We start from the raw sequence: 24,293 nt of genomic DNA, 5'->3' as shown, positions 1-24,293 counted from the left end.
CAAATCACCTCCGTCTCCGCCTGTTCACCAAGCCTCAACGCGGGACCGGTACGGATGAGAGGATGCTGCCCAGGACGTCGTCCACCCGGATGCCGTCCATCTGGGCCTCCGGGCGAAGGCCCACCCGGTGCCGAAGGCAGGGCAGGGACAGTGCTTTGACGTCGTCGGGGGTCACGAACGTCCGCCCCGACAGCCAGGCCCAGGCCTTGGACGTGTTCAGGAGGGCCGTGGCACCGCGGGGGGAGACGCCCAACTGGAACGACGGGGCGGCCCGGGTGGCGCGAACGATATCGACGATGTAGGCCAGAACTTCGGGGGCCACTGATACGTCCGCCACTGCTGCGCGGGCCTCGGCAAGTTCGCCGGCACCGGCCACCGGCCGCACACCCGCGGCGGCAAGATCCCGCGGGTCGAAGCCGGCAGCATGGCGCCGTATCACTTCGATTTCGTCGTTTCGGCCGGGGAGGGGCATGGTCAATTTCAAAAGGAACCGGTCCAGCTGCGCTTCGGGCAAGGGGTATGTTCCCTCGTACTCCACGGGATTCTGGGTTGCGGCCACGATGAAAGGCGCTGGAAGCGGCCGGGACACGCCATCCACGGAGACCTGGTGTTCCTCCATGGCCTCCAGCAGGGAGGCCTGGGTCTTGGGCGGAGTCCTGTTGATTTCATCGGCCAGCAGGATGTTGGTAAACACCGGCCCCTCCCGGAAGGAGAACTCCGACGTATGGGAGTCGTACACCAGGGAACCGGTGACATCGCCGGGCATCAGGTCCGGGGTGAACTGGACGCGTTTGGTCTCGAGGCTCAGGGCGGTGGACAAAGCCCTGACCAGCAGGGTCTTGGCGACTCCCGGGACTCCTTCCAGCAGGACATGGCCACCGCACAGGAGGGCGATCAGCAGGCCCGTGACCGTCGGATCCTGTCCTACAACGGCCTTGCCCACTTCCTCGCGGACCTTCAGGAGCGATGTCCGCGCAGGACTAACGGCTTGACTGCTTCCCTGTGGACCGGGGTTTCGCGGTTGGTCTGGCTGTGCGTCACTTGGCACCCGGGAAGAGCCCTGGTACCCGTACGTATCCTCCGTGAAGTTGCTCGGCTGGCTGCTCATCGGGCCGTCGCCTCCTGTTCGATGTGTTCGATCTGTTGTGCCCACTGGACCAGTTGTCCTTCTGTTTGCGGCCTGAAGTCGACCAGAATGGAGCGAAGTTCCGGTGCCGGCCTGCCCACAGCGACCGCCACTGCGTCCACCACCGACCCTGCGGTTGCCGCCGGCCCCAGGTTGAAGTGCTTGGCCAAGCGGGAAAGCAGGCCCGCCCGGAGATTATCGGCCGCACGGTCAAGGGCCCTCGAGTCCTGGTACAAACGGGCACGTCCCTCCGCCGTTTCGGCTGCCTTGACCACCACGGGAAGGGGCTCGAAAACCAACGGCCCCAGGCGGCGGCCACGCCACAGGATCGCCAGGACTGCCACCACTCCAAGCCACGGCCCAAGGAAAGCCAGCCAGGGCGGCGCCAACTCGCTGAGGGTCGGCGCCGATCGGTCAGTGGACATGTCCGAGGGCCCCGGCAGGTACCACACCAGCTCTGGGCCGCTGCCCAGGGTGCGCAGCGCCAGGGCCGCATTGCCTTCCAGCGCCAAGTGCCCGTTGTCAACCAGTCCGGAGCTGCCTAGCACCACGATGCTGCCGTCCGTGGATGTGGCGTACAGTCCGGCTGCGCCCGGCCGGATGGAGTAGCACACCACGGGCCCCGTATAGACAGGACCCTGGGCTGACACCGGGCCGGCCGCTGCCGGATCATCCTCGCGGCACCGCGGCTCAAGAACAGTCACCGCATCAGGAACAACGCCGCCGGGCCCGAACGCCGGATCGAGCCCGGCCAGGGTGCGGAGCCTGGGGCCGACCACTACGATCTTTTCGGCCGCGGCACGCAACTCCTCGAGTTGGGACCGATCCAGGAATCCCCGGGGATCGTAAAGGAACAGAACCGGATCTTCCTTCTGAGACAGCTGAGCCAAGGTATCGGGCAATGTGTCCGTCGGTGTGACCCGCACACCCTGCCGGCCCAGGATCTCGGCGACCGCCATGCCGCCATCCGGCGCAGGATTACGCACTGAAAGCGGACGCGCATCATCCGGGGCAGACAACTGCCCAACGGCGAGGTACGTCACCAGGGCCAGAAAGACCAATCCGATAGCGATCCAGGCCGCCCTTTTGCGCGCCCACCCGCGGAACCCGGACGCCTCGGACGTGGCGGGTTTTTGCGCCCGGCCTGCTTGCTGTTGGTCTACTGCCGTCATCGTGGCACCGCGAATCCGTGGCGGTCCTGTTCGGAGAAGTCAGGAACCATGGCGCCGAGGTCCTCGTCGAGCCGGCGGAGGGAGTCGAAGTCGCCCCGCACGGCAGGCTGGTCCCCGTACCGGACGGCGTCGAACAGGCCGGCGGCCGAGTCCAGCCTTTCCTGGACCGTGCCAAAAACCTGGCCGAGCTGCCACGCTGCCTCATCAGCCGTGCGACCCGGGCGCGGTTCGATGATGTCGCGTTCTTCCGCTGACCTGACCACAGCGCGGAACTGCTCAACGACGGCGGCCGACCAGTCGCCGTCGTCCGCTGCAGCCAGTGCACGGCGGCGGTAGGCAGCGGCGTCAACGGCCGGATCGTCACCATACAGGCCGGTCGCCGTCGGCCTCTTCCGCGCGTTAAGGCGCGGCCTGACCGCAAGGACCGCCACCACAATCAGGACTACGGCGACGGCAATCATGATCGGCACGGCAGGATTGCCGCCGCTGCCGGTTTCAAACTCCAAGGAATTGAGCCAGTCCAGGAAGTCGCGCCACATCTGCTGCAGCCACGTGGGCTGGGCTGCTGGATACTGCGGTTTGGACAGTTCCTCTTCCGCCCAGCGGCGGGCTTCTTCACGGTCAGGAGTAACCGGCGGCTCCAGCGGAATCATTCGGAGGAGGCCGCAGGGAACTGGAACCGTCATGCCGAAGGCCGTGGCCCGAACGGGTGGCCTACGGCAGGCCCCCCCAGGGAGGACGTGGGGCTGCCCGGAATGCCGTCGGGGTCGGCGCCTGTCTCCATCAGCCGCAACAATTCAACGTCCAGACCGTCGCGGCGCATGCGGAGGTCCATGTAGATCAAGGCGGAAACGGAGGTTTGGAAGGCAAAGGTCACTGAACCCACCAACGCGCCAACGACCGTTGAGATCAGCGTGGTGATGATCATTGCCGAGGTCAGGGTCTCCATGTCCGGATGAGGAGAAACCACCGAGCCGATGCCGCCGGCGGCGAGGGACACAGGAATCTGGACGACCTGGGCAACGAGGCCCACCATCAAAGCCACCAGGAGCGTGATGCCAAAAATACGCCACCAGTTGTTCCGCGTCAGCTGCCAGGAACGGAGCAGGCCGGCATAGACGCCAAGACGCTCTACGACGATGGCCGCGGGGGCAAACATCAGCTTCAAAGCGATCCAGAGAAACAGGATGAACACCCCCAGTCCCAGGGGGAAGACAACCAGCATGCCGGCAGGACCCATGCCGGTGAACAACAGGATGGCGATTCCAACGAATGCAGCGGCCACCAGGAGACCGCCAAACACCAGGAGCGCGGCCACGCCCAGCAGCGGGCCGATGCGCTTTCCGGCCAGCTTCCACATCTGCTTGAAGCCAGTGCGCCGGTTGAGGACCGACCTGGCCACCGGAACCGCCAGAACCCCTTGCAGCGCGGCGCCCAGGAAACCGACCAGGATCGAGATGCCTGAGAAAGCGGCCATCATGGCAAGGAAGGGGCCCATGGCCTCCTCAAGATCAGCGTTGCTCTCGACGGCCTCCAGTGTTCCCACTAACTGCAGCATGCCGACAGTGACAACACCCGCCAGCACGGCTGCCAGGGCCTGGACCAGCAGGGCCGAACCGAACATTGCCGCAGCGTTGCGGCGGATGGTCTGGAAGGAACCGTCCAGGATCTCGCCCAATTGCAAAGGCCGCAAAGGGATGATGCCGGGCTTGGGCGGGGCCACATAGAGTGGCTGGCCGTAGGGGACGCCACCTTGCCAGCCTCCACCCGGCTGGCCTCCACCTTGCCAGCCTCCGCGGGGCTGGCCATATCCGAAGGGTCCCGGCTGGGGAGCGCCCGGTCCGGGCTGTCCCGGCTGCCAAGCGCCCGGTCCGGGCTGTCCCGGCTGCCAAGCGCCCGGCGGGGGAGTCCCGGCCTGCGGGCCCCACGGCGGAGGGGCTTGCCAGGCGGGCGGCGTCCCCCACTGCGGCTGCTGGTCCCACCCCGGCTGGCCACCGGGATGTGGCTGGCGGCCGTGCTCTGGTTCTGACACGCTTTCCTCCCCATCGGACGCGGTCCGTTGACATCCGGGGTCCCCCATACGGACCTTGGCCCCAGCCTATAGTCCCGGCGTCATCGCTCATAGTCCCGTGCGCTGGTGTCATCAAAAGCCGGCATCCAGGTCCCGGACAGGGTGCCAAACACGCCTCCACGGGCACGTGCAGTACGGTGGAAGTGCCCCGGGGAGGACGCCATGCCGTGCGCACTGCCCAACAGGACAAAGGCTTGGCGATAAGGGAACATATAACTATGAAGGCACGCATTCTGGTAGTAGACGACGACGAAGCCCTGGCAGAGATGATTGGCATCGTCCTGCGCAATGATGGCTTCGAGCCGGTGTTCTGCGCAGACGGCGGCCAGGCGTTGGAGGTCTTCCGTTCCAGCAAGCCGGACCTGGTGCTTCTTGACCTTATGCTTCCCGGATCGGACGGCATCGAAGTGTGCCGGCAGATCCGTGGCGAGTCCGATGTGCCGATCGTCATGCTCACCGCAAAGTCCGACACGTCGGATGTCGTCAGGGGCCTCGAATCGGGCGCCGACGACTACGTACCCAAGCCGTTCAAACCGGCCGAATTGGTGGCCCGCGTCCGTGCAAGGCTGAGGCCGGGAGAGCAGAAGGCTCCTGAAACGCTCCGTATCGCCGATGTCACCATCGATGTCGCAGGGCACATGGTGACGCGCGGCGGCGAACGCATCTCGCTGACGCCCCTGGAGTTCGATCTCCTGGTGGCCCTGGCTCGCAAGCCGTGGCAGGTGTTCACCCGCGAACTTCTCCTTGAACAGGTCTGGGGCTACCGCCACGCCGCGGACACCCGCCTGGTGAACGTCCATGTCCAGCGTTTGCGCTCCAAGATTGAACGCGATCCGGAAGCGCCCGAAGTCGTCTTGACGGTGCGCGGTGTCGGGTACAAAGCAGGTTCCTGAGTCTGCAGCCGGCCACTCGACCGGCGATGAAGCGGACAGCGTTTCCGGGCGTCCTGCGGGCAGCGGAACGACTCCTGCGACGCCGGAACGCCCGACGCCGGAGCACTCGCCTTCGGGAGGCGGCAACGGCAAGCACAACGTCGCATGGTTGCTGACCCGGACCAGGATCTGGACGCGCCGTGGCCTGATCCTGTTCCTGCGGGTCTCGCGCCTCGTCGGGACCGGTGTACGGCACATCAGGCCGGGCCTGCGCCTCCTGTGGCGTTCACTCCTCAAGCGCTGGCGTCGGTCGCTGGAATTCAGGACGGTCCTGACTACCCTCCTGCTCGCAGTTACCTCATTCGCGATCGTGGGTGCCTACCTTTCGAACCAGATCGCCAACAACCTCTTCCAGGAACGCCTGGCACAGGCCGAGTCGGAGTCCCGTTTTAACGTCAAGCAGGTGCAGGACACGTTCGACGGCGCCCAGGTCACCGACCAGTCCAGCGTCATTACGTTGGTGTACGACACCCTGACTGCCGTGGAGGGCCGGGGGTCGGTCATCCAGCGCCGCTACGTGTTCGAAGCAGTGCCGGAACAGACGAAGCCCCGCAACCGTTGGGTCGAATCGCGTGCTTCCGACCAGCTGACCGTGCGTGTCATCCCGCCTGAACTGCGGAAGGCCGTCCAGGAAGGCGGCAAGCAGCAGTTCTGGGCTTCGATGGAATTCCCCGTGGGCAATGAGGACCGGCCCGGCATCGCGGTGGGCAACAAGGTCACGTTCAACGGCACGATGTACGAGCTTTACCTGATCTACGACCTCAACACTGCCCAGAAAACACTGGATGAGATCCAGAACGTTTTGTGGGCCGGTGGTGCGGCGCTGGTGCTGATGATCGGGGCCATTGCCTGGTACGTCACCAGGAACGTCGTGAGTCCCGTCAGCCATGCGGCCGTGGTCTCGGAGAAACTCGCGGCCGGCCAGCTCCAGGAACGCATGGTGGTCAAGGGTGAAGATGAAGTCGCCCGGCTAGGTGCCTCCTTCAACCACATGGCCGCAAGCCTTCAGGAGCAGATTACGCAGCTGGCGACCCTGTCCCAGATGCAGCAGCGCTTTGTCTCCGACGTTTCCCATGAGCTCCGTACGCCGCTGACCACGGTACGGATGGCAGCCGAAGTGCTCTTCGACGCCAGGGAAGAGTTCGACCCGATGAACAAGAGGTCCGCCGAGCTCCTTTACCATCAGGTGGAACGATTCCAGTCGTTGCTGTCGGATCTGCTGGAAATTTCCCGGTTCGATGCCGGGGCTGCCGTGTTGGACGCCGAGCCGCAGGACATTTTCCAGGTCATTTCCCATGTCATGGAAGGCGCGGCTCCAGTTGCTGCCGAGTATGGCTCGGAGGTGCGGTTGAACGCGCGGGAGAAGAGCATCGTCGTCGAAATGGACTCCCGGCGCATCGACCGCATCCTGCGTAACCTGTTGCTCAACGCGCTGGAACACGGGGAGGGCAAGCCTGTGCATATTTCCGTTGCCGCCAACCAGGAAGCCGTTGCCGTAGCGGTGCGCGACCACGGTATCGGCATGACCCCCGCTGAGGCGGCGCGGGTGTTCGACCGCTTCTGGCGCGCAGACCCGGCGCGGGCAAGGACTACCGGCGGCAGTGGCCTAGGTCTGTCGATTGCGGCCGAGGACACCAAGCTGCATAACGGCTGGTTGCAGGCGTGGGGGCGAAAGGGGGCCGGCTCCAATTTCCGGCTCACGCTGCCGCTGCGCCAGGGCGGGACCATCCAGAAGTCTCCATTGCAGCTTGAGCCGGCCGATATCGAACTGCCGGGGTCAGCCGGTGAACGGCAGATGCTGGTCCTCGGCGCCGATGTTGCACGGCCGGAGGCCAAGGTTGATCGCGGGCGTCCCGCTGCGGGCAGCGAAGAAGGTGGCGGCGCACTATGAGGACCCTTGCCCGTCCTGTCTTGGCCGCTGTGGTGGCCGTGTTGATGTTGCTGCTCGCGGCCTGCGCCCAGATACCCCGTTCCGGGCCAGTAGGCAAGAGCCAGGACGAGGGCGCCGGCAATGCCAACGCCCCCGTGTTCTTTCCTGCGGCACCGCGACCGGGTGCCAGCCCGGAATCGGTCATAGAGGACTTCTACATGGCTGGAAGCGGATACGAAGACGATTACCCCGTGGCACGCCAGTACCTGACCCAGGCCCAGTCCGTGACCTGGAAACCCGACGAGCGGGCCATCGTCTTCCGGGAAGCCCAAGTGGTCAAGACAGCCATTGAAAACGAGTACCTCTACGAATTGGACCTTGCCTACTCGGTGGACGCCGACGGTGTGGCCACGCAGTACCCGGCAGGCACCAAGGAGACCATTCCCGTCACCCTGGAACAGGTGGATGGTGAATGGCGGATATCGAAGCTTCCCAACGGAACCGCCATACCCGAGGAGACCTTCAAGGTGATCTACGGGCCGTTCCCGATCTACTTCTACGACCCGACCTTCACCTACGCTGTGCCCGACTACCGCTGGTTCATCAAGAAGAACACCGTCAAATCAATGACGAGTGCCCTGCTGGCCGGTCCGGCCCCCTATCTTCGCGGTGCCGTCGTGAGCGCCTTTCCCTCCGGCATGAAACTGACCCGTGAATCTGTCCCGGTGGTGTCAGGCTCCGCCCAGGTCGATCTGTCGGCGCGGGAACTGTTCAACGCATCCGCCGAAGACCGGCAACGGATGCAGAACCAGCTGGCCCTTACGTTCAGGAGCCAGCCGGATGTGATCAGCGTGGAACTGCGGGCCGACCAGGACCTGGTCCGGGTCGAGGACAACGGCTCCGTCCTGCCACCGGTAGTGGACAAGACGGTCCCCGCCCGGCAGGTGGCCGTGAACAACGGGGACCTCGTCCGCTATGAGAACAACCGGGTGTCGCCACTGCCGGATATCCAGTCCGTGGCCGCACTGGGTCCCCGTACCCCTGCCGAATCGCCCGTGTCCCAGACCATTGCGTTCCTCAACGGTGAGAAGAACGCGTTGTACTCCATTGAACCGGGACAACCTCCCCGCCAATTGACCACGGGAAGCACACTGACCGGTCCGTCGTTCAGCCCGCATGATTGGATCTGGACGGCTCGTCCGGCTGCCGGAGGCGGCAGCGAACTGGTGGCATTCAAGCCCACCGGGGTTGCGCCCGGTATGGCCGTACCGACTGTCACCATGGCGCCGGCTTGGTTGTCCGGACGGACGGTGAAAGACCTTCGTGTCTCCCGGGAAGGTGCCCGGGCGTTGGTCATATCCGAAGTGAACGGCAAGACACTGGTACAGGTGACCGGCATCGTGCGGAATTCAGACGGCACACCAAAGGATCTCACCGGCCCGCTGACCCTCTTCAGTTCCTCATCTCCGGATCAAGGTGTCTGGGTCAATGGTTCAACGGTCGCGGTGATGGCAGGCTCCGCCTCGGGGACGGTCGTTCCGGAACTGTTGTCGCTGGCGTCCGGAGAGCCTCAACAGCTGGCCCCCTGGGATGGGCTTACCTACCTCAGCGCAGGCAACGGGTCGGAACAAATCTACGGACAGTCGGCCGACGGTGTCTTCCAGCGCGTCGGCAACGGTTGGGAACTGCAGCTGAAGGGTCCTTCTGAACCAGCGTTCCCGGGGTAGCCTGGGTCCCGTTGTCCACATAGCGCACCTGGTGGCTTCTGCGGGGCCGGGCCACCGGCGATGCTTGGACAATGCCAACCTTGCCTGCCGGATTGCCGGCACTGCCACTCCGTCCGCCGGATCCGGACCTTACGGCGGCTGATCCGCGGGCCCCACGGCGCCGGGCCGTGGCCAGGGCCGGTCCGGGGCGGATGCTCCACGGGTTCCTCAAAGCCTGGGCCGAGGTGGCGGCACTGCTGTTTCCCGTGGACTGCATATGTTGCGGCGTTGAAGACACCGTTCTCTGTGCCGCATGTGCCCGCCGCATAAGGTTGCTGTGCAAGTCTCCGTTCAGGGCAGAACAGCAGGCTCCCGCCCTGGTGGAAACGGATGGCTCAGTCAAGCTCGGCGTCGTGGCTGCCGGTGCATACCGCGACGAATTGGCCCAGGCGATTCTTTCCTTCAAGCGCTCAGGGCAGTGGCGGCTTGCAGGCGTTCTCGCGGTGTGCCTCGGCAACGCCCTGCGTACTGCCATCGGATCCGGGCATGGACTCCTGCTGGTACCGGTTCCCAGCAGCGGCCCTGCCTTCCGGCGCCGCGGATTCAGTCCGGTCCATGTCCTCCTGGGCAGCTTGCGGCGCCGGAGAATGCTGACCAACCTTGGCATTGCCGACGTCCTGGAGAAGCCGGCCGGGGCGTTGCCCGCACTTGCTATCGACTTCTTGCGAAACCGGGCGGGGGTCTTGCGCAAAGGCGGCGCACCGGCAATGCACGCGGAGGGGCAAAAAGGCCTGGCCCGGGGGGAGCGGGCGCGGAAGGTCCGTGGATCCATGCGCGTGAGGCGCCGCAGCCGGGGCAGGATCAGTGGGCGCAGATGCCTGGTGGTGGACGACGTCCTGACCACAGGGGCCACACTTGCTGAAGCTGCCCGGGCGGTCTCGGAAGCCGGAGGTATCGTCTGCGGAGCCGTGGTGTTGGCGGCCACGAGGCCACCAGCCTACGCCTCCCAGGGCAACCCGGTCGATACCGAAACGGTGGTTAAGACTCAATCAAAAAATAAGTTGCTAAAGGGTGAATAACTCGTGCCGATGAACTAACGTCGGTTGTGGGTACCAAGAAAAGTTGTACCTGTCGATAGCGGCTCGGAAAGGGGCTCGACTGTCTGTCAGACCGGCCCCCAACAGCGTCGTTGTCGTGTCACCTGAGTTATTTGGAGGGCACCATGGAGTTCATGATCAGCGGACGAAATCTGACAGTTTCTGACCGCTTTCGCGAATACGCCGGCGAAAAAATCTCAAAGATTGAATCGCTGGGGGACAAAGTTCAGCGAGTAGACGCCAAGGTTTCCAAGGAGACCAATCCCCGGCAAACCCCGGGCCAGCTCACCGTTGAAGTAACTGTTCTGGGCCGCGGCCCCGTTATCCGTGCAGAGGCCACCGCCGCTGACAAATTTGCTGCCTTCGATCTCGCGTACAACAAGCTGCTGGAGAGGCTTCGCCGCGCGAAGGACCGGAAGAAGGTGCACCACGGGCGCCACACGCCCAAAGCCGTTCGGGAAGCAACGGCATCCCTTGAACCCGCAAGTACCAGTGAGCCCATTTACGCGGAATCCTCCAATCACCAGGAACCGCAGGCCCTGGCGGACGAGCGGTCCCCGTATGACATTGAAAATGACATCCCGGCGGGTGACTCGCCGGTTCTGATCCGGCGTAAGGTTTTCCCGGCTGCATCGCTGACGCTGGATGACGCCGTGGACAACATGGAATTGGTGGGCCACAACTTCTACCTCTTCCTCGATAAGGAAACCAACGCCCCCTCCGTGGTGTACCGGCGAAGCGGCTGGACCTACGGAGTGATCACTCTCGATTCAACGTGCGAGCCCGGAGTCGAAGCCGTGGAGGAGAAAATCCACGCCTACCGCTCTGACGACCAGGCAGCCAGCGCAAAATAGGAGAATGCCAACCGAGTGAAAGGACCCCCATGACCGCTTCGCTGAGCCTCCAGCAGGCACGGCGGATCGCATTGGCAGCCCAAGGACTCGCAACAGCCCGGCCCACCGGCCCCGTGACCCCGCGGGCGGTGGGCCGGACTTTTGCCCGGCTCAACCTTGTGCAGATCGACTCCGTCAATGTGTTGGCAAGAAGCCATTACCTGCCCTTCTTCTCAAGGCTGGGCAACTATGACACCGCCATTCTCCAAGCAATGGCCGGCCGCAAGCCGCGGAGGATGATCGAATACTGGGCGCACGAGGCAAGTTTTATCTTGCCGGAACACTTCCACGACCTCCTGCAGTGGCAGCGCCGCTCGTGGGTCGGTGCCCACCGGATGGACCCAGCGGTGCGCCTGGATATGGAAGAGCAGATCCTGGCAACCCTCGCGGCCAGCCGTCCCCTGACGGCCTCGGAACTGACGGCAAGGCTTGGGCATGAAGAAGTCGGGACCCGGGATAATTGGGGCTGGAACTGGAATATCGTCAAACGCGTCCTTGAGCATTTGTTCGAGGAAGGGCGCGTGTCGGCTGCGTCCCGCACTCCACAATTCGAACGCCGGTATACCCTCGCTTCGCGGGTGGTCCAGGTAGAACGTACCCGCCATTGCACGGACGACCAATCGCTTGACCGTCTCATTGAAGCGGCCGCCCGGGCCCATGGGATTGGTACTGTGCGCTGTTTCGCCGACTACTTCCGCACGCCCTTGAAAGCCTCCGCGGATTCTGTGCGGCGGCTGCTCGACGCAGGGCGCTTGGAACGGGTGGAGGTGAAGGGCTGGGATCGTGAGGTTTTCCGGCACTGCTTGTCGCGGCTCCCGCGAAAAGCGCAGGCGCGGGCCCTCCTCAGCCCCTTTGACTCCCTGGTTTTCGAGAGACGGCGGCTGGAGGAACTGTTCGGCTTCCACTTCCGGATCGAGATCTATACACCGGCAGCCAAGCGGCGCTTTGGTTACTACGTCCTGCCCTTCCTGCTGCGGGACAGCATCGTTGCCAGGGTCGATCTCAAAGCCGACCGCAGCGCAGGCCGTCTCCTGGTCCGTTCCGCCCACGGTGAGCCAACAGCCCCGGCGGATACCGCCGTCGAACTTTCCGCCGAGCTTTGGCTCATGGCCGCATGGCTGGGACTGAAGGACGTTGAGGTTTGGCCCGTGGGCGATCTCTCTGCGGCCCTCGCGGAGGAGGTGGCGTGGCGGAGCGTCAGCCCTGGGGATGATCTGGAACTCCGCAGTCCGCTGTCAGGGAAACCGGACAACGTGGCGTTGGTCTCTCCCGTAGACTGAAACAGCCAGAATTCGGCAGCATGAGACTGGGAGCAATTTCACGTGGCATCACTAATCGAAAAACTTCTCCGCACGGGTGACAAAAAAACACTCAAGCAACTGCGGAACTATGCCGATTCCATTAATGCCCTGGAAGACTCCTTCACGACGTTCTCCGACGCCGAACTCCGTGAAGAGACGGACCGGCTCCGCAGCCGCCACCAGGACGGTGAAAGCCTGGACAGTTTGCTGCCGGAAGCTTTTGCCGCCGTCCGTGAGGCATCGTCGCGAACACTCGGCATGCGCCACTTCGACGTCCAGCTCATGGGTGGTGCGGCACTGCATCTGGGCAACATCGCCGAAATGAAGACCGGTGAAGGCAAGACCCTGGTGGCCACGGCCCCCGCATACCTTAACGCCCTCACAGGCAAGGGTGTGCACGTGGTCACGGTGAACGACTACCTCGCCGAATACCAGTCCGAGCTGATGGGTCGCGTCTACCGGTTCCTGGGCCTCACGAGTGGCTGCATCCTCGCAAACCAGGACCCCGCAGTCCGGCGCCAGCAGTATGCCGCTGATATCACTTATGGCACCAACAACGAGTTCGGCTTCGATTACCTCCGCGACAACATGGCATGGGATGCCAGCGAACTTGTGCAGCGCGGCCACCACTTCGCCATCGTGGACGAAGTCGACTCCATCCTGATCGACGAAGCCCGTACGCCGCTCATCATCTCCGGCCCTGCCCAGGGAGACACCAACCGGTGGTACAGCGAATTCGCCAAGGTGGTTCAGCGGCTGGAACCCAAGGTCGATTACGAGGTCGACGAAAAGAAGCGCACGGTCGGTGTCCTCGAAGCCGGCATCGAAAAGGTGGAAGACTACCTCGGCATCCAGAACCTCTACGAGTCCGCCAATACGCCCCTGATTGGCTTCCTTAACAACGCCATCAAGGCCAAGGAACTCTTCAAACGGGACAAGGACTACGTGATCCTTGACGGTGAAGTCCTGATTGTCGACGAGCACACCGGCCGTATCCTTGCCGGTCGCCGCTACAACGAAGGCATGCACCAGGCCATTGAGGCCAAGGAAAACGTCGAAATCAAGCCCGAGAACCAAACACTGGCCACCGTGACGCTGCAGAACTACTTCCGCATGTACAGCAAGCTGTCCGGAATGACCGGTACGGCGGAAACTGAAGCCGCCGAGTTCATGAGTACGTACAAACTTGGCGTTGTTCCGATCCCGACCAACCGCGACATGCAGCGCATCGACCAGCCGGACCTTGTGTACAAGAACGAGGTCGTGAAGTTCGACGCCGTGGTCCAGGACATTGCCGAACGGCACGAAAAGGGACAGCCGGTCCTGGTGGGCACTACCAGTGTCGAGAAGAGCGAGTATCTTTCCAAGCTTCTTGCCAAGGAAGGGATCCGCCACGAGGTACTCAACGCCAAGAACCACGCGCGTGAAGCATCGATCGTGGCGCAGGCTGGCCGAAAGGGCGCCGTCACCGTGGCCACCAACATGGCAGGCCGCGGTACCGACATCATGCTCGGCGGCAACGCGGAGTTCACGGCCATCGCCGAACTGGCCAAACGCGGTCTGGACCCCGAGGAAAACTCCGAGGAATACGAGGCCGCCTGGCCTGGTGCGCTGGCCGAGGCCAAGCAAGCGGTCAAGGACGAGCACGAGGAAGTCCTCAACCTTGGCGGTCTCTACGTCCTCGGAACCGAACGCCACGAGTCCCGGCGGATCGACAACCAGTTGCGTGGCCGCTCCGGCCGTCAGGGCGACCCAGGCGAATCCCGGTTCTACCTGTCGTTGACGGATGACCTCATGCGCCTGTTCAACTCGGGCGCGGCAGAACGGCTGATGAATAGCTCCGTTCCGGACGATGTCGCACTTGAATCGAAGCTTGTTTCGCGTGCGATTGCCTCCGCACAGGGCCAGGTGGAGGGCCGCAACGCGGAGCAACGGAAGAACGTCCTCAAGTACGATGACGTCCTTAACCGCCAGCGTGAAGCCATCTACGGCGACCGTCGGCGGATCCTCGAAGGTGATGACCTCCATGAGAAGGTCCAGTACTTCCTGGAAGACACCATCAACTCCCTGATCGACGCCGCTACGGCCGAGGGTACCGGCGACGACTGGGACTTCAACCAGTTGTGGGCCAACCTGAAGACTCTCTACCCGGCCACCATCACGGCCCAGGACATCATTGACGAAGCCGGCGGCAGGTCCAAGGTCACCGCCGAATTCCTCAGGGACGAAATCCTCTCCGACGCGAAGCTTGTCTACCAGGCACGCGAGGAGGCGATCGGTTCTGAAAGTATGCGCGAGCTTGAGCGCCGGGTCGTCCTGTCCGTGCTCGGCCGGAAGTGGCAGGAACATCTCTATGAGATGGATTACCTCAAGGAAGGCATCGGCCTGCGGGCCATGGCACAACGTGATCCACTGGTGGAGTACCAGCGCGAAGGCTTTGTGATGTTCCAGAGCATGATGGAAGCCATCCGTGAGGAAAGCATCGGCTTCCTGTACAACCTTGAGGTCGAGGTGACCCCGGCCGAAGACGTGGTTGTGACGGACGACAGTCCTGCCGGCATCCATACCGAACACCACGACCCGCAGATCCGGGCAGCAGGACTGGAAGCCCCCGAGAGGCCCGCGCAATTGCAGTACACCGCGCCCGGGGAAGATGGAGCAACGCAAACGCGCATTGAAGGCCGGAGCGCAGGCCGATCAGGCAATCCTGCCAAGGCAGCGGCCCAGGACCAACGGAAACAAACAAAGAAGAAGCGCCGCTGACCTGAACCATGGAGCAGGCCCGGCACCGAACACTCGGTGCCGGGCCTGTTCTGTTCCTAGCCAATTTCCAGGGCAGTGACCTGCCACATGCCTTCCTGATGCTCCAACCTCATGGCAATCGCCCTGGACCGTTGTTCTTCTGACACGACGACTGCGGCCTCGTGGATGGTCTCCGAGATGCTGCAGACGCGCACAGAGCGAACCATCGGGCTCTGGTGAATTTGGCAGGAAGTGCGGTTGCGGGCCATGTGTTCCCGTGTGAGCGCTGCCCGCTGCTGCAACGACAGAAAACATTCCGCATTCATGGATCTGGCCAACTGCTGAATCGGGCGGGTCCCTGCCAAAACCTCCACCGCCGCCTGGGCAATGCTCCTGGCCACCAGCCTGATATCTATCCCGGGGGCGGGCGAACCGTGATGAGTAGGAGGCCTTTTGGGCCTCGTGCGGCTGGTAGTGCGGCTGGCTGTTCCAACGGTCATGGTCGATCCTCATGCGTTCGCAGTGTGAACCGTGGCGTGGGCGACGCCGGTTCTGATGGCTACGTCTGGGATGACTCTGGTTGGTTTTGTGGGGGCAAGACACTGCCCCTGAGTGGGCGGTGTCCGGTACGGAACGGAGTCTGGAGGGTCGCCTAGGAGAGCGACGGAGGCTGCAGAACCTGGCCCGGCAGAAGCTTCGTGGGATCGTCTCCGATGATTGACCGGTTGGCCGCAAACCACTTGGGCCAGTGAAGGGCAACTTCTGCATCGGTGGCCAGGGGCCCGAGATGCGCAGAGGCCAGGGTCCACAGCGAATCGCCCTCCCGGACTACAACTCCGGACCGGCCGACGGTACCCGGTTCTGCAGCCCGTGAACCCGTACGGCTGAGCAGACCTGTTTCTTCGACGATCCGATCCGGTTTCCATCCCGGCAACGGCACCGTGGGTAAGGACTGCCGGGCATCGTCCTGATTCAACGGGGACGTGGAGGTTGCCTCTGGGCCGATGCCGGGTTGCCATGCCACGGATGCCGAGGTGTGGGGCTGCGGATGCCATGCAGGTTCCGGTGCTGTCGCAGCGATGGCCGCCGCCGGGGGACCCGCCAGGTTCAAACCAACCAAGGCCACAGCCAGCCGGAGCATGAACGCGGGGCTGAATTTCGCCGCGGCTGTGCCTGCACGGCCCTTTCGATGCAGCAGTGCCGCGACCAAGGCAAGGGTGAACGACAGCAGCCACCACACCACGATGATGACTCCCGTCAGGCTGGCGACCACGCCCAGAAGTTGATCAAAGGGAATGTCGTTGCGGTGTTCCATCATTCCCGACCGGCCCAGGAGCATCCGGCCGGCAGCAGCGAGCAGTATGCCCAACAGGAGGACTGTCCCGGCCATGGCAGCATCGCGGTGGACGGGCATTGCTCGGCGCATACGGGAGCCTCTCTGTGGTCATTTGATGTCATTTAGTACTCTTGGCTCATTCTGACCACAGATGTTTGGAATTGTCCAATCATGACAAGTCTTGTGTGCAATGAGTTGGTTTTGGTGTTGACGGCACTTAGGCTATCAAGATGAGATGGGACTCTCTCTTTGAGGATTTTGAATCCCAGATGGCCGCGCTGCAGATGCGCGGGCTCGAGTCCGAGATATCCGGGCGCGCGCACGTGGAGATTGCGGCTGTTGGGTTGACGGACCGGCTTCGCGCAGCCACCCATAACGTGATGGGGCTGGTGCTTGAGGGCGGCCTGCGGCTGCACGGCGAACTTCGGTACGTGGGACGTGAGTCGCTGGTGCTCGCCGATGGTCCCCGTCAATGGCTGGTGCCACACGCGGCCGTCACGTACGTGATGGATCTGGGGCGGAGAGTGGAACAGTCCACCCGCCCGGGAAATCTGGGGTTGGCAAGCGGCCTGCGGGCACTGGCCCGTGACAGGGTACATGTCAATGCCCACCTCAGCGGGAGCGGCAGCGAAGGACGCGTTGTAACCGGTGTGATTGACCGGGTCGGCAGGGACCATTTCGATCTCACCGTGAGTCGCGGCGAGGTCCGGCGGGAACACGATGTGAGGGCCGTCGTAACGATTCCCTTCGGTTCGCTGCTTGCCCTTTCATCGAGAGAGCTTCATGCCTGATGGGCGAGGTCTATCGGGAAGGCTGGTGCGACTTGGCCTTGGCTTCCTCGATCATGCGGCTCGCCTCCGCATAGCGGTTCTCGATGTACTGTTCCAGCATTTTTTCTTCGATGCGCCACTGGCCGCGTCCACCGACCTGGATGGCCTTGAGTTCGCCACTGCGAACCAGGGCGTAGGCCTGGGGGGAATTGATTTGTAGCTGTTCGGCGACGTCCGCCAGAGTCAAAAAACGGGGCATGGAACTATTTTGCCACCGGTTGTCCCTGTTTGGTGCAGTTATCCACATTTGCGCGTCCTTTGCTTTGGTTTGCATCATCTCGCCGAGCAGAATGGGACGCGGTGCAGGGGTTGTGCTGTAAACCTACCGGGGGAGTGGATCATGAAACAGGGAGCGGCTGTCGAGGCAGTAAGGCTCAGGAAGCCGTCCTGGAAAGACCCCCGCCTATTAATCGGGGTGCTGCTGGTTCTTCTCTCCGTTTCCGGCGTGGTTGCGGTTACATCTTCTGCTGACAAGACCATCCCGGTCTACGCTGCGCGGGAGGACATCGCCGTCGGCCAAACCGTCACGGCTGAAGACCTGGCAGTGGTCAATGTCCGGCTCGATGACGTGGAGCCCGCCTATGTCACGGTCGGCGGTGGACTTGCCGACGGCCAGGTAGCCCTGCAGCGGGTGGCCAGGAGTGAACTGCTACCCCGGCAGAGCCTGGGGCGGCCCGACGACCTGAACCGAAAGCCGGTCGCGGTTTCCGTCAAGGAAATGCTGCCGCCACAGGCTGTTCCCGGCGCAAGGCTGGACGTATGGGTCGCCATGCCTGGCCCGGGGGGTTCTTTTGGCGATCCCCAATTGCTGCTCCCCGGCGCGGAGATCGCCCACATCACGCCCGGATCCACTGGCCTGGGCTCGGCAAAGGAGACGGTGGTCCTCGTGCTGGTCACCGATGAGCAGATGCCGAAGTTGCTGGCCGCCCTGGCCAATGAAGCTGCCGTTTCTGTGGTCTGGAACCCTGCCGGGGTGGCCAAGTGAGCATTCCCGTCGTCACTGTCGGGCCAGGGCAGGAAGATATCGTCAGCGGGTTGGAGCGGCTGCGTGGCCCCGTCACGGTTGTCCGCCGCTGCTCGGAGCTCGCGGAGTTGCTCGCCGCCTGTCAAAGCGGACTTGCTGCCGCAGCAGTTGTTGCCGAAGGCAGCGGCGAGTTGACGGGTACTCTCGTGGAGCGGATGCAGGCTGCCGGTGTCTCGATAGTTGCCCTGACGGATGATCCGCTGGAGGCCTCCCGTCTCCGCTCCATTGGCGTCGTGCCGGCTCCGCCGGCGATTGATGCCCGCTCGCTGGCCTCCAGCATCACTGACGCCGTTGACAGCGTGCAGGACCGATTTTCTGTGCAGACGGTCCTCCATGCGGGATTCTCTGATGCGGTGTCACGGGCGCCTGTGCGGGCAGCCGCGACCGCCTCGGTGACCACGGCAGCAGCATCCGGGGCAGGGCGCATACTTGCCGTGTGGGGGCCGGCGGGCTCGCCGGGCCGCACCTTGCTGGCCGTGAACATTGCCGCTGAGCTTGCGGCCACGGGGAAATCTGTCGTCCTGGTTGACGCGGATACCTACGGTGCCAGTGTGTCGGTCCTGCTGGGGCTCCTGGATGAGTCGGCCGGACTCGCACAAGCGTGCAGGATGGCCGACCAAGGGGTCCTGGACGATGCCGCCCTGGATAGGGCGAGTCTTGAGGTGTTCACAAAGAGCGGTTCTTTCCGTGTGCTCACAGGTACCACAAGGGCGGACCGCTGGATTGAGCTTCGGGCTTCGGCGTTGTCGAAGGTTCTCGAACGGGCAAGGGAGAAGGCTGACACGGTCGTGGTCGATACGGGCTTCTGCCTCGAAGCGGACGAGGAACTCAGTTTTGATTCCATGGCCCCGCGGCGCAACGCGGCAACCCTCAGGAGCCTTGAGGTCGCAGATGAGGTCATTGCGGTCGGGGCGGCCGACGCAATCGGTATGCCGCGCCTCGTCAGGGGTTTGGCCGAGCTGGCTCAAGCCGTTCCGGACGCCGCCCCAAGGGTAGTGCTGAACAAGGTCCGGCGTTCATCGGTGGGGCGCTCGCCCCGAAAGCAACTGGGGGAGGCCTGGCAGCGTTTTGGTCCGACGGGGGATATCGAGGCCTTCCTGCCTGCCGACTCCGAGGCTTGTGATGCCGCGCTGCTGAGCGGGTCAGTCCTTCTGGAATGCGCCCCGGATTCAGCCCTCCGTCTCGCCATCGCCCGGCTCGTCTGTGCAGACTTCCAGCAGAATCGCACATCTGCTGGACGATCTACCAGAGCCATGCGCCTCCTAACGCGCTAGGCTCACGGTGTGGGCTGCAGAGTCGCAGCAATCAACATGTGATGGAGGCGTTTACAACATGTCGTCAGGATCCAGCGTGGAGGATCGGTCGGGTACAGCAGTAGTCCGGGAGGGGTTTTTCGGCGACTACTACGAGCACCTGGCTGAAGAGGATTCCCGAAGCTACTCACCGGAGACGCTCACTTCACGGGCAACCAGGCACAGGGAAATCGCTCAGTCCCGGCGCCCGGGCAATGCCCTCGTGGAGATCGTTAGCGAGCCCGAACGTAACGTCGTCTATATCGTCACAGACGACATGCCTTTCCTGGTGGACTCCGTCAATGCCGAACTCGTCCGGCAGAACTGTGCCATCCGCCTCGTGATGCACCCGTTGTTCGTCGTTACGCGCAACCGTGTGACAGGCGAACTCAGCCAGGTCTCGAGGGTCCCTTCCAATATCGGGATCTCCAGCGGTGACACTGCCGCGTTGCCCAGCGTCGCCCATCTGCTCGGCGATGGCGACAACGCCTCCCACATGGAGTCGTGGATCGCCGTCGAAATCGACCGTGTCAGCGAAGAAGCCCGTGCTGAATTGGTAGCCGGGCTGCAGAGAGTCCTCGGCGACGTTCGTGCCGCCGTTGAGGACTGGCCCAAGATGCGGAGCAAGGCCTTGGAGCTTGCCGAGGCGCTCGGGAGCGTAACCCATCCCGAACAAATCGCGGAACTGCGCCAGGCCCAGGACTTGCTGCGTTGGCTGGATAACGGCAATTTCACGTTCCTCGGATACCGCGAGTATGACCTCGTGAACGAAGACGGGGAAGATGTCCTGCAGCTTCGTGAAGACAGCGGGCTGGGTTTGCTCCGTGCCGGCGACCACACCCGCCAGGTTCAACATCTGACGGACGCAGGCAGAAAACGTGCCCGCGAGAAGCGCGCACTGGTCATCACCAAGGCAAACTCCCGCTCCACGGTTCACCGCCCGGCCTACCTTGATTACATCGGCGTCAAGAGCTTTGATGCCGCAGGCAATGTCAATGGGGAGCGGCGCTTCATTGGCCTGTTCGCCACCAGCGCCTACACAGGTTCCGTGCGCAGCATTCCGATCGTGCGGGACAAAGTCGATGCTGTCCTCCGTAACGCCGGGTTCCCCATTGACTCCCACTCGGGCAAGGACCTGTTGGGTATCCTCGAAACCTACCCTCGTGATGAGCTGTTCCAGATTGAAGTGCCGGACCTTGCCGCCACAGCCACCGGGATCCAGAGGCTCCAGGAACGGCGCCGCACCAAGCTGTTCCTGCGCCCGGACATCTACGGCCGGTTCATGTCGGCCGTGGTGTATCTCCCGCGCGACCGCTACACCACCAGTGTGCGGCTCCGCATTGAACAGGAACTGCGGGAAACGTTCCAGGCCGAAAGCATCGATTACGAGGCACGCATCACGGAATCGGCCCTCGCCCGCGTCTTCTTCCGGATCAGGTTGCCCCGCAACGTTGAACTGGCTGAGGTGGATGCCGCAGACCTCGAACACCGCCTCATGCGAGCTTCCCGGTCGTGGAGTGAAGGGATCGCGGAAGTCCTCCGCGACAACCGTCCGTCTGAGGACGCCGACATGCTCTCAGCACTGTGGGCCGAGGCTTTTCCTGCCGGTTACCGGGTGGACTATGAAGTAGAGGACGCCCTCGAGGACATCGAACGCTTCGAGAAGTACGGCGCCGAGGCGGAACGAACGGGTGGTGTCCCCAAGGACCTGCGACCCGGTGTCCACGTATACCTGCCCGAAGGTGCGGGGGAGTCCCTTGAGGAAGACGCCCGCGTCAAGCTGTACTTGATGGAGCCTAAGAGCCTCAGCCAAATTTTGCCCTACTTCCACAACCTGGGCCTGGAAGTGCTGGATGAGCGTCCCTTCGAGATTGAAACGGCTGACCACCGGGACTTCTTCCTCTATGATCTGGGTCTCAAGTACCCCGCCGGCATCGATCCCCTCACCACAGGTGAACTCCTGGCTGATTCCTTCGGTGCTGCCGTCACGGGAGCGGTGGAATCTGACAACTTTGATCGCCTGGTCCTGCGCGAAGGGATGCACTGGCGCCAGGTAACGGTCCTGCGGGCCTACGCGAAGTACATGCGGCAGATGGGCAACACGAATTCCTTCGGTTTCATTGCCGATACCTTGCTGTCCAATCCTGACGTTGTCCGCGGCCTCATCGTCCTCTTCAATGCGCGGTTCGATCCCGCCGTGGATGCGGACCAGCGCCCGCAACGGCAGGCGGTGGCGCGTACAGCGCTTGCCGAAGCCATCGAACAGGTAGCCACGCTCGATGCGGACCGTGTGCTGCGCACCTTCGTGAACCTCATCGAATCCACACTCCGCACCAACTACTTCCAGAACAAGGGCTACTTGAGCTTCAAGCTCGACCCGACGTCCATTGACGGCCTGCCTTTCCCGCGGCCCATGTACGAAATCTGGGTTTACTCGCCCCGTGTCGAAGGCGTGCACCTGCGCTTTGGCAAGGTGGCCCGCGGTGGCCTGCGCTGGTCCGACCGCCGTGAAGACTTCCGCACGGAGATCCTTGGCCTGGTCAAGGCGCAGACGGTGAAGAACGCCGTCATCGTTCCCACCGGGGCCAAAGGTGGGTTCTTTGCCAAGAAGCTGCCAAACCCTGCAGAGGACAGGGCCGCCTGGATGGCTGAGGGTATCGAGAGCTACAAGACGTTCATCCGGGGCCTGTTGGACATCACGGACAACCTCGTCACCAGTGCCGACGGCGAAAGCCTGGTGCCGCCGTCGGACGTTGTCCGCCACGACGGCGACGACTCCTACCTGGTGGTGGCCGCGGACAAGGGCACCGCGACGTTCTCCGACACCGCGAACGGTCTCGCCGCGGACTATGGTTTCTGGCTGGGAGACGCCTTCGCCTCCGGAGGCTCCGTCGGGTATGACCACAAAGCGATGGGCATCACTGCGCGTGGAGCGTGGGAGTCTGTCAAACGGCACTTCAGCGAGCTTGACCTCGACACCCAGACGGAAGAATTTACCGTGGTGGGCGTGGGTGACATGTCCGGTGATGTCTTCGGCAACGGCATGCTCCTGTCACGCCACATCCGTTTGGTGGCCGCGTTCGACCACCGGCACATTTTCCTCGATCCCGAGCCTGACGCAGCGACGTCCTTCGAAGAAAGGAAGCGGCTTTTCGAACTGCCACGCTCCTCGTGGGACGACTACGACCGGAACTTGATCAGCGAAGGCGGGGGCGTCTACCCGCGCCAGGCGAAGACCATCCCGGTTTCCGAACAGTCACGCAAGGCACTCGGGCTTCCGGAAGGGACAACCCAGTTGAGCCCGCCCGAGCTCCTGAAAGCCATCCTCCTCGCTCCTGCCGACCTCCTTTATAACGGCGGCATCGGCACCTACGTCAAAGCGAGCACGGAGAGCAACGCCGCTGTTGGAGACAAAGCCAACGATCCGATCAGGGTCGACGGCCGGGATCTTCGCGTGAAGGTTGTCGGGGAGGGTGGAAACCTGGGTCTTACGCAGCGTGGCCGGATTGAAGCGGCACTCCAGGGAGTCATCCTCAACACCGACGCCATCGACAACTCCGCCGGCGTGGACTGCTCCGACCACGAGGTCAACATCAAGATCTTCGTCGACAGGATGGTCGCCGCCGGGAAGCTGGAGGCCGCAGAGCGCTCGGCCTTCCTCGCCGACATGACCGAGGAAGTGGGACGCCTGGTCCTCCAGGACAACATCGACCAGAACATCCTGCTCCTGAATGACCGCACGCGCGTTGCCGACTGGAGCCCGAGCTACGAACGGCTCATGGATTGGCTGGAAAAGTCTGCCGACCTGAAGCGCGACCTCGAGGCGCTGCCGACAACCGACTCCTTGCGGCAGCGGCTGGAGCAGGGGCAGGGCCTGACATCGCCCGAACTGTCGGTCCTGGCCGCCTACGCCAAGATCGAACTCACCGCTGCGCTCCGGGACAGCAACCTCGCGGACGATCCTTGGTTCAAGGAGACGATCCGTTCCTACTTCCCGCAGCAGTTGCGGGAACGGTTCGACGCGGAACTGGATACCCATCCGCTGCGGCGTGAGATTGTTGCAACGGTGGTGGCCAACGACATCATTAACCTGGGAGGCATCACCTTTGCCTTCCGCGCCATCGAGGAAACCTCGGCCTCCGAGGTTGCAGTCGCCAAGGCATTCGTAGCCCTGCGTGAAATCTACGACCTCGACCCCATGATCGCTGAGCTGAACGCCCTCCCGGCGTCCTTCCCCACGGAGCATTGGAGTGAAGTCCACCTGGACATCCGGCGACTTCTCGACCGCGCAGTCCGCTGGATTCTTGGCCAGGGCATCGCTTCGCAGCCGATCGCCGACGTCGTGGATTCCTTCAAGCCAATGATGGCGCCCCTGCGGGCCAGGCTCCTGGATTACTTGCGCGGTGATGACAAGGAGCGCGTCACCGAATGGCTGGACAAGGCCCGGGGATGGCAGTTGCCTGACCATCTGGCCCACCGCTGGGCGGAACTCTTTGAGAGCTACGCTTTACTGGACATCGCCAGGATCGCCCAGGCCGGCAGCATCAGCGTCGAGGACGTTGCCCACGTTTACTACACCGTCTTTAACCGGTTCCACGTCGACTCACTGCTGGAGCGGATCAGTTCCCTGCCACGCGATGACCGCTGGCAGGCGCTTGCCCGCGCAGCGCTGCGGGATGACCTGTACTCAACGGTGGCGGATATTACGACGTCGGTCCTTGAGGCGAGCGAGCCAGGTACCCCTGCCGCGGATCGCCTCAAGGGTTGGGAAACGCTGAATGCCGAGCAATTGGGTCGCGCGAAGACGATGTTCGATGAGGTCAATGCCCTCGAGGCCGACGACATGGCCTCCCTGTCGGTAGCATTAAGGCTCTTGAGGTCAATCGTCCGACGCTAGGGCA

Annotated in this window: 18 protein-coding genes; 11 read left to right on the top strand and 7 right to left on the bottom strand. The window is 63.3% G+C overall.

Annotation, left to right across the window (positions count from 1 at the left end; translation table 11 throughout):
* Positions 1-34: 34 nt before the first annotated feature.
* Genes ACPFL9_RS13800 through ACPFL9_RS13785 form a run of 4 tightly spaced genes read right to left on the bottom strand, consistent with a single transcriptional unit; the run spans position 35 to position 4,330 of the window.
* Positions 35-1,108, bottom strand: coding sequence for an AAA family ATPase (locus tag ACPFL9_RS13800; protein WP_426003342.1), 1,074 nt, complete (start codon positions 1,106-1,108; stop codon positions 35-37).
* Entirely contained in the window at positions 1,105-2,298 is a 1,194-nt protein-coding gene (locus ACPFL9_RS13795) for a DUF4350 domain-containing protein (RefSeq protein ID WP_426003340.1), read from the bottom strand. The genes ACPFL9_RS13800 and ACPFL9_RS13795 overlap by 4 nt, the downstream gene beginning before the upstream one ends.
* Positions 2,295-2,984 (bottom strand): DUF4129 domain-containing protein, encoded by a 690-nt coding sequence (locus ACPFL9_RS13790; protein WP_426003339.1) that lies wholly within the window; start codon positions 2,982-2,984, stop codon positions 2,295-2,297. The genes ACPFL9_RS13795 and ACPFL9_RS13790 overlap by 4 nt, the downstream gene beginning before the upstream one ends.
* The gene (locus tag ACPFL9_RS13785) at positions 2,981-4,330 is read right to left on the bottom strand and encodes a hypothetical protein (RefSeq protein ID WP_426003337.1); all 1,350 of its coding nucleotides are present in this window, start codon (positions 4,328-4,330) and stop codon (positions 2,981-2,983) included. Before ACPFL9_RS13785 ends, ACPFL9_RS13790 begins: the two co-directional genes overlap by 4 nt.
* 257 nt (positions 4,331-4,587) lie before the next feature.
* Between ACPFL9_RS13785 and mtrA the strand changes: the two genes are divergently transcribed.
* The 7 genes from mtrA (at position 4,588) to secA (ending at position 14,931) form a co-directional block, all read left to right on the top strand.
* Positions 4,588-5,262: an MtrAB system response regulator MtrA gene (gene mtrA, locus ACPFL9_RS13780; protein WP_426003336.1), complete on the top strand. Its 675-nt coding sequence runs from the start codon at positions 4,588-4,590 to the stop codon at positions 5,260-5,262.
* Between the two features lie 148 nt (positions 5,263-5,410).
* Positions 5,411-7,192 carry an MtrAB system histidine kinase MtrB gene (gene mtrB / locus ACPFL9_RS13775; RefSeq protein ID WP_426007575.1) on the top strand — a complete coding sequence of 594 codons (1,782 nt, stop codon included), beginning with the start codon at positions 5,411-5,413 and terminating at the stop codon, positions 7,190-7,192.
* Complete coding sequence (locus tag ACPFL9_RS13770; protein WP_426003335.1) at positions 7,189-8,898, top strand: LpqB family beta-propeller domain-containing protein; 1,710 nt, start codon at positions 7,189-7,191, stop codon at positions 8,896-8,898. The genes mtrB and ACPFL9_RS13770 overlap by 4 nt, the downstream gene beginning before the upstream one ends.
* Before the next feature lie 71 nt (positions 8,899-8,969).
* Positions 8,970-9,956, top strand: a complete 987-nt coding sequence (locus ACPFL9_RS13765; RefSeq protein WP_426003334.1) for a ComF family protein — start codon at positions 8,970-8,972, stop codon at positions 9,954-9,956.
* A gap of 143 nt (positions 9,957-10,099) precedes the next feature.
* Positions 10,100-10,828: a ribosome hibernation-promoting factor, HPF/YfiA family gene (hpf, locus tag ACPFL9_RS13760; protein ID WP_426003332.1), complete on the top strand. Its 729-nt coding sequence runs from the start codon at positions 10,100-10,102 to the stop codon at positions 10,826-10,828.
* A gap of 29 nt (positions 10,829-10,857) precedes the next feature.
* Positions 10,858-12,147, top strand: coding sequence for a winged helix-turn-helix domain-containing protein (locus ACPFL9_RS13755; protein ID WP_426003330.1), 1,290 nt, complete (start codon positions 10,858-10,860; stop codon positions 12,145-12,147).
* Positions 12,148-12,189: 42 nt separating this feature from the next.
* Positions 12,190-14,931: a preprotein translocase subunit SecA gene (secA, locus tag ACPFL9_RS13750; protein WP_426003329.1), complete on the top strand. Its 2,742-nt coding sequence runs from the start codon at positions 12,190-12,192 to the stop codon at positions 14,929-14,931.
* Between the two features lie 56 nt (positions 14,932-14,987).
* On the opposite strand, the gene ACPFL9_RS13745 is transcribed toward secA, so the two are convergent.
* Together ACPFL9_RS13745 and ACPFL9_RS13740 are read right to left on the bottom strand one after the other, a co-directional pair.
* A complete protein-coding gene (locus ACPFL9_RS13745) occupies positions 14,988-15,410 on the bottom strand; it encodes an Rv3235 family protein (protein ID WP_426003328.1) in 423 nt (140 codons plus the stop codon).
* Between the two features lie 152 nt (positions 15,411-15,562).
* Positions 15,563-16,336, bottom strand: coding sequence for a LysM peptidoglycan-binding domain-containing protein (locus tag ACPFL9_RS13740; protein ID WP_426003326.1), 774 nt, complete (start codon positions 16,334-16,336; stop codon positions 15,563-15,565).
* Between the two features lie 140 nt (positions 16,337-16,476).
* Here ACPFL9_RS13740 and ACPFL9_RS13735 point away from each other — a divergent pair, with 140 nt between their 5' ends.
* Positions 16,477-17,037, top strand: a complete 561-nt coding sequence (locus tag ACPFL9_RS13735) for a hypothetical protein (RefSeq protein ID WP_426003325.1) — start codon at positions 16,477-16,479, stop codon at positions 17,035-17,037.
* Positions 17,038-17,047: 10 nt separating this feature from the next.
* Here the strand turns inward: ACPFL9_RS13735 and ACPFL9_RS13730 are convergent, their stop codons facing one another.
* Complete coding sequence (locus ACPFL9_RS13730; protein ID WP_426003324.1) at positions 17,048-17,275, bottom strand: helix-turn-helix domain-containing protein; 228 nt, start codon at positions 17,273-17,275, stop codon at positions 17,048-17,050.
* A 141-nt stretch (positions 17,276-17,416) separates the two neighbouring features.
* Here ACPFL9_RS13730 and ACPFL9_RS13725 point away from each other — a divergent pair, with 141 nt between their 5' ends.
* From ACPFL9_RS13725 to ACPFL9_RS13715, 3 genes are read left to right on the top strand one after another with little or no spacing between them, the layout of a single operon-like run.
* Positions 17,417-18,061 (top strand): SAF domain-containing protein, encoded by a 645-nt coding sequence (locus ACPFL9_RS13725; RefSeq protein WP_426003323.1) that lies wholly within the window; start codon positions 17,417-17,419, stop codon positions 18,059-18,061.
* On the top strand, positions 18,058-19,374 hold the full coding sequence (locus ACPFL9_RS13720; RefSeq protein WP_426003322.1) for an AAA family ATPase: 1,317 nt from the start codon (positions 18,058-18,060) through the stop codon (positions 19,372-19,374). Before ACPFL9_RS13725 ends, ACPFL9_RS13720 begins: the two co-directional genes overlap by 4 nt.
* Before the next feature lie 58 nt (positions 19,375-19,432).
* The gene (locus ACPFL9_RS13715) at positions 19,433-24,289 is read left to right on the top strand and encodes an NAD-glutamate dehydrogenase (RefSeq protein ID WP_426003321.1); all 4,857 of its coding nucleotides are present in this window, start codon (positions 19,433-19,435) and stop codon (positions 24,287-24,289) included.
* Positions 24,290-24,293 lie beyond the last annotated feature (4 nt).

Origin of the sequence: Paenarthrobacter sp. NyZ202, assembly GCF_049860755.1 — a bacterium.
GTDB lineage: Bacteria > Actinomycetota > Actinomycetes > Actinomycetales > Micrococcaceae > Arthrobacter.
Note: the sequence above shows the minus strand (reverse complement) of the source record. Positions and strands in the feature narration are given on the sequence as shown.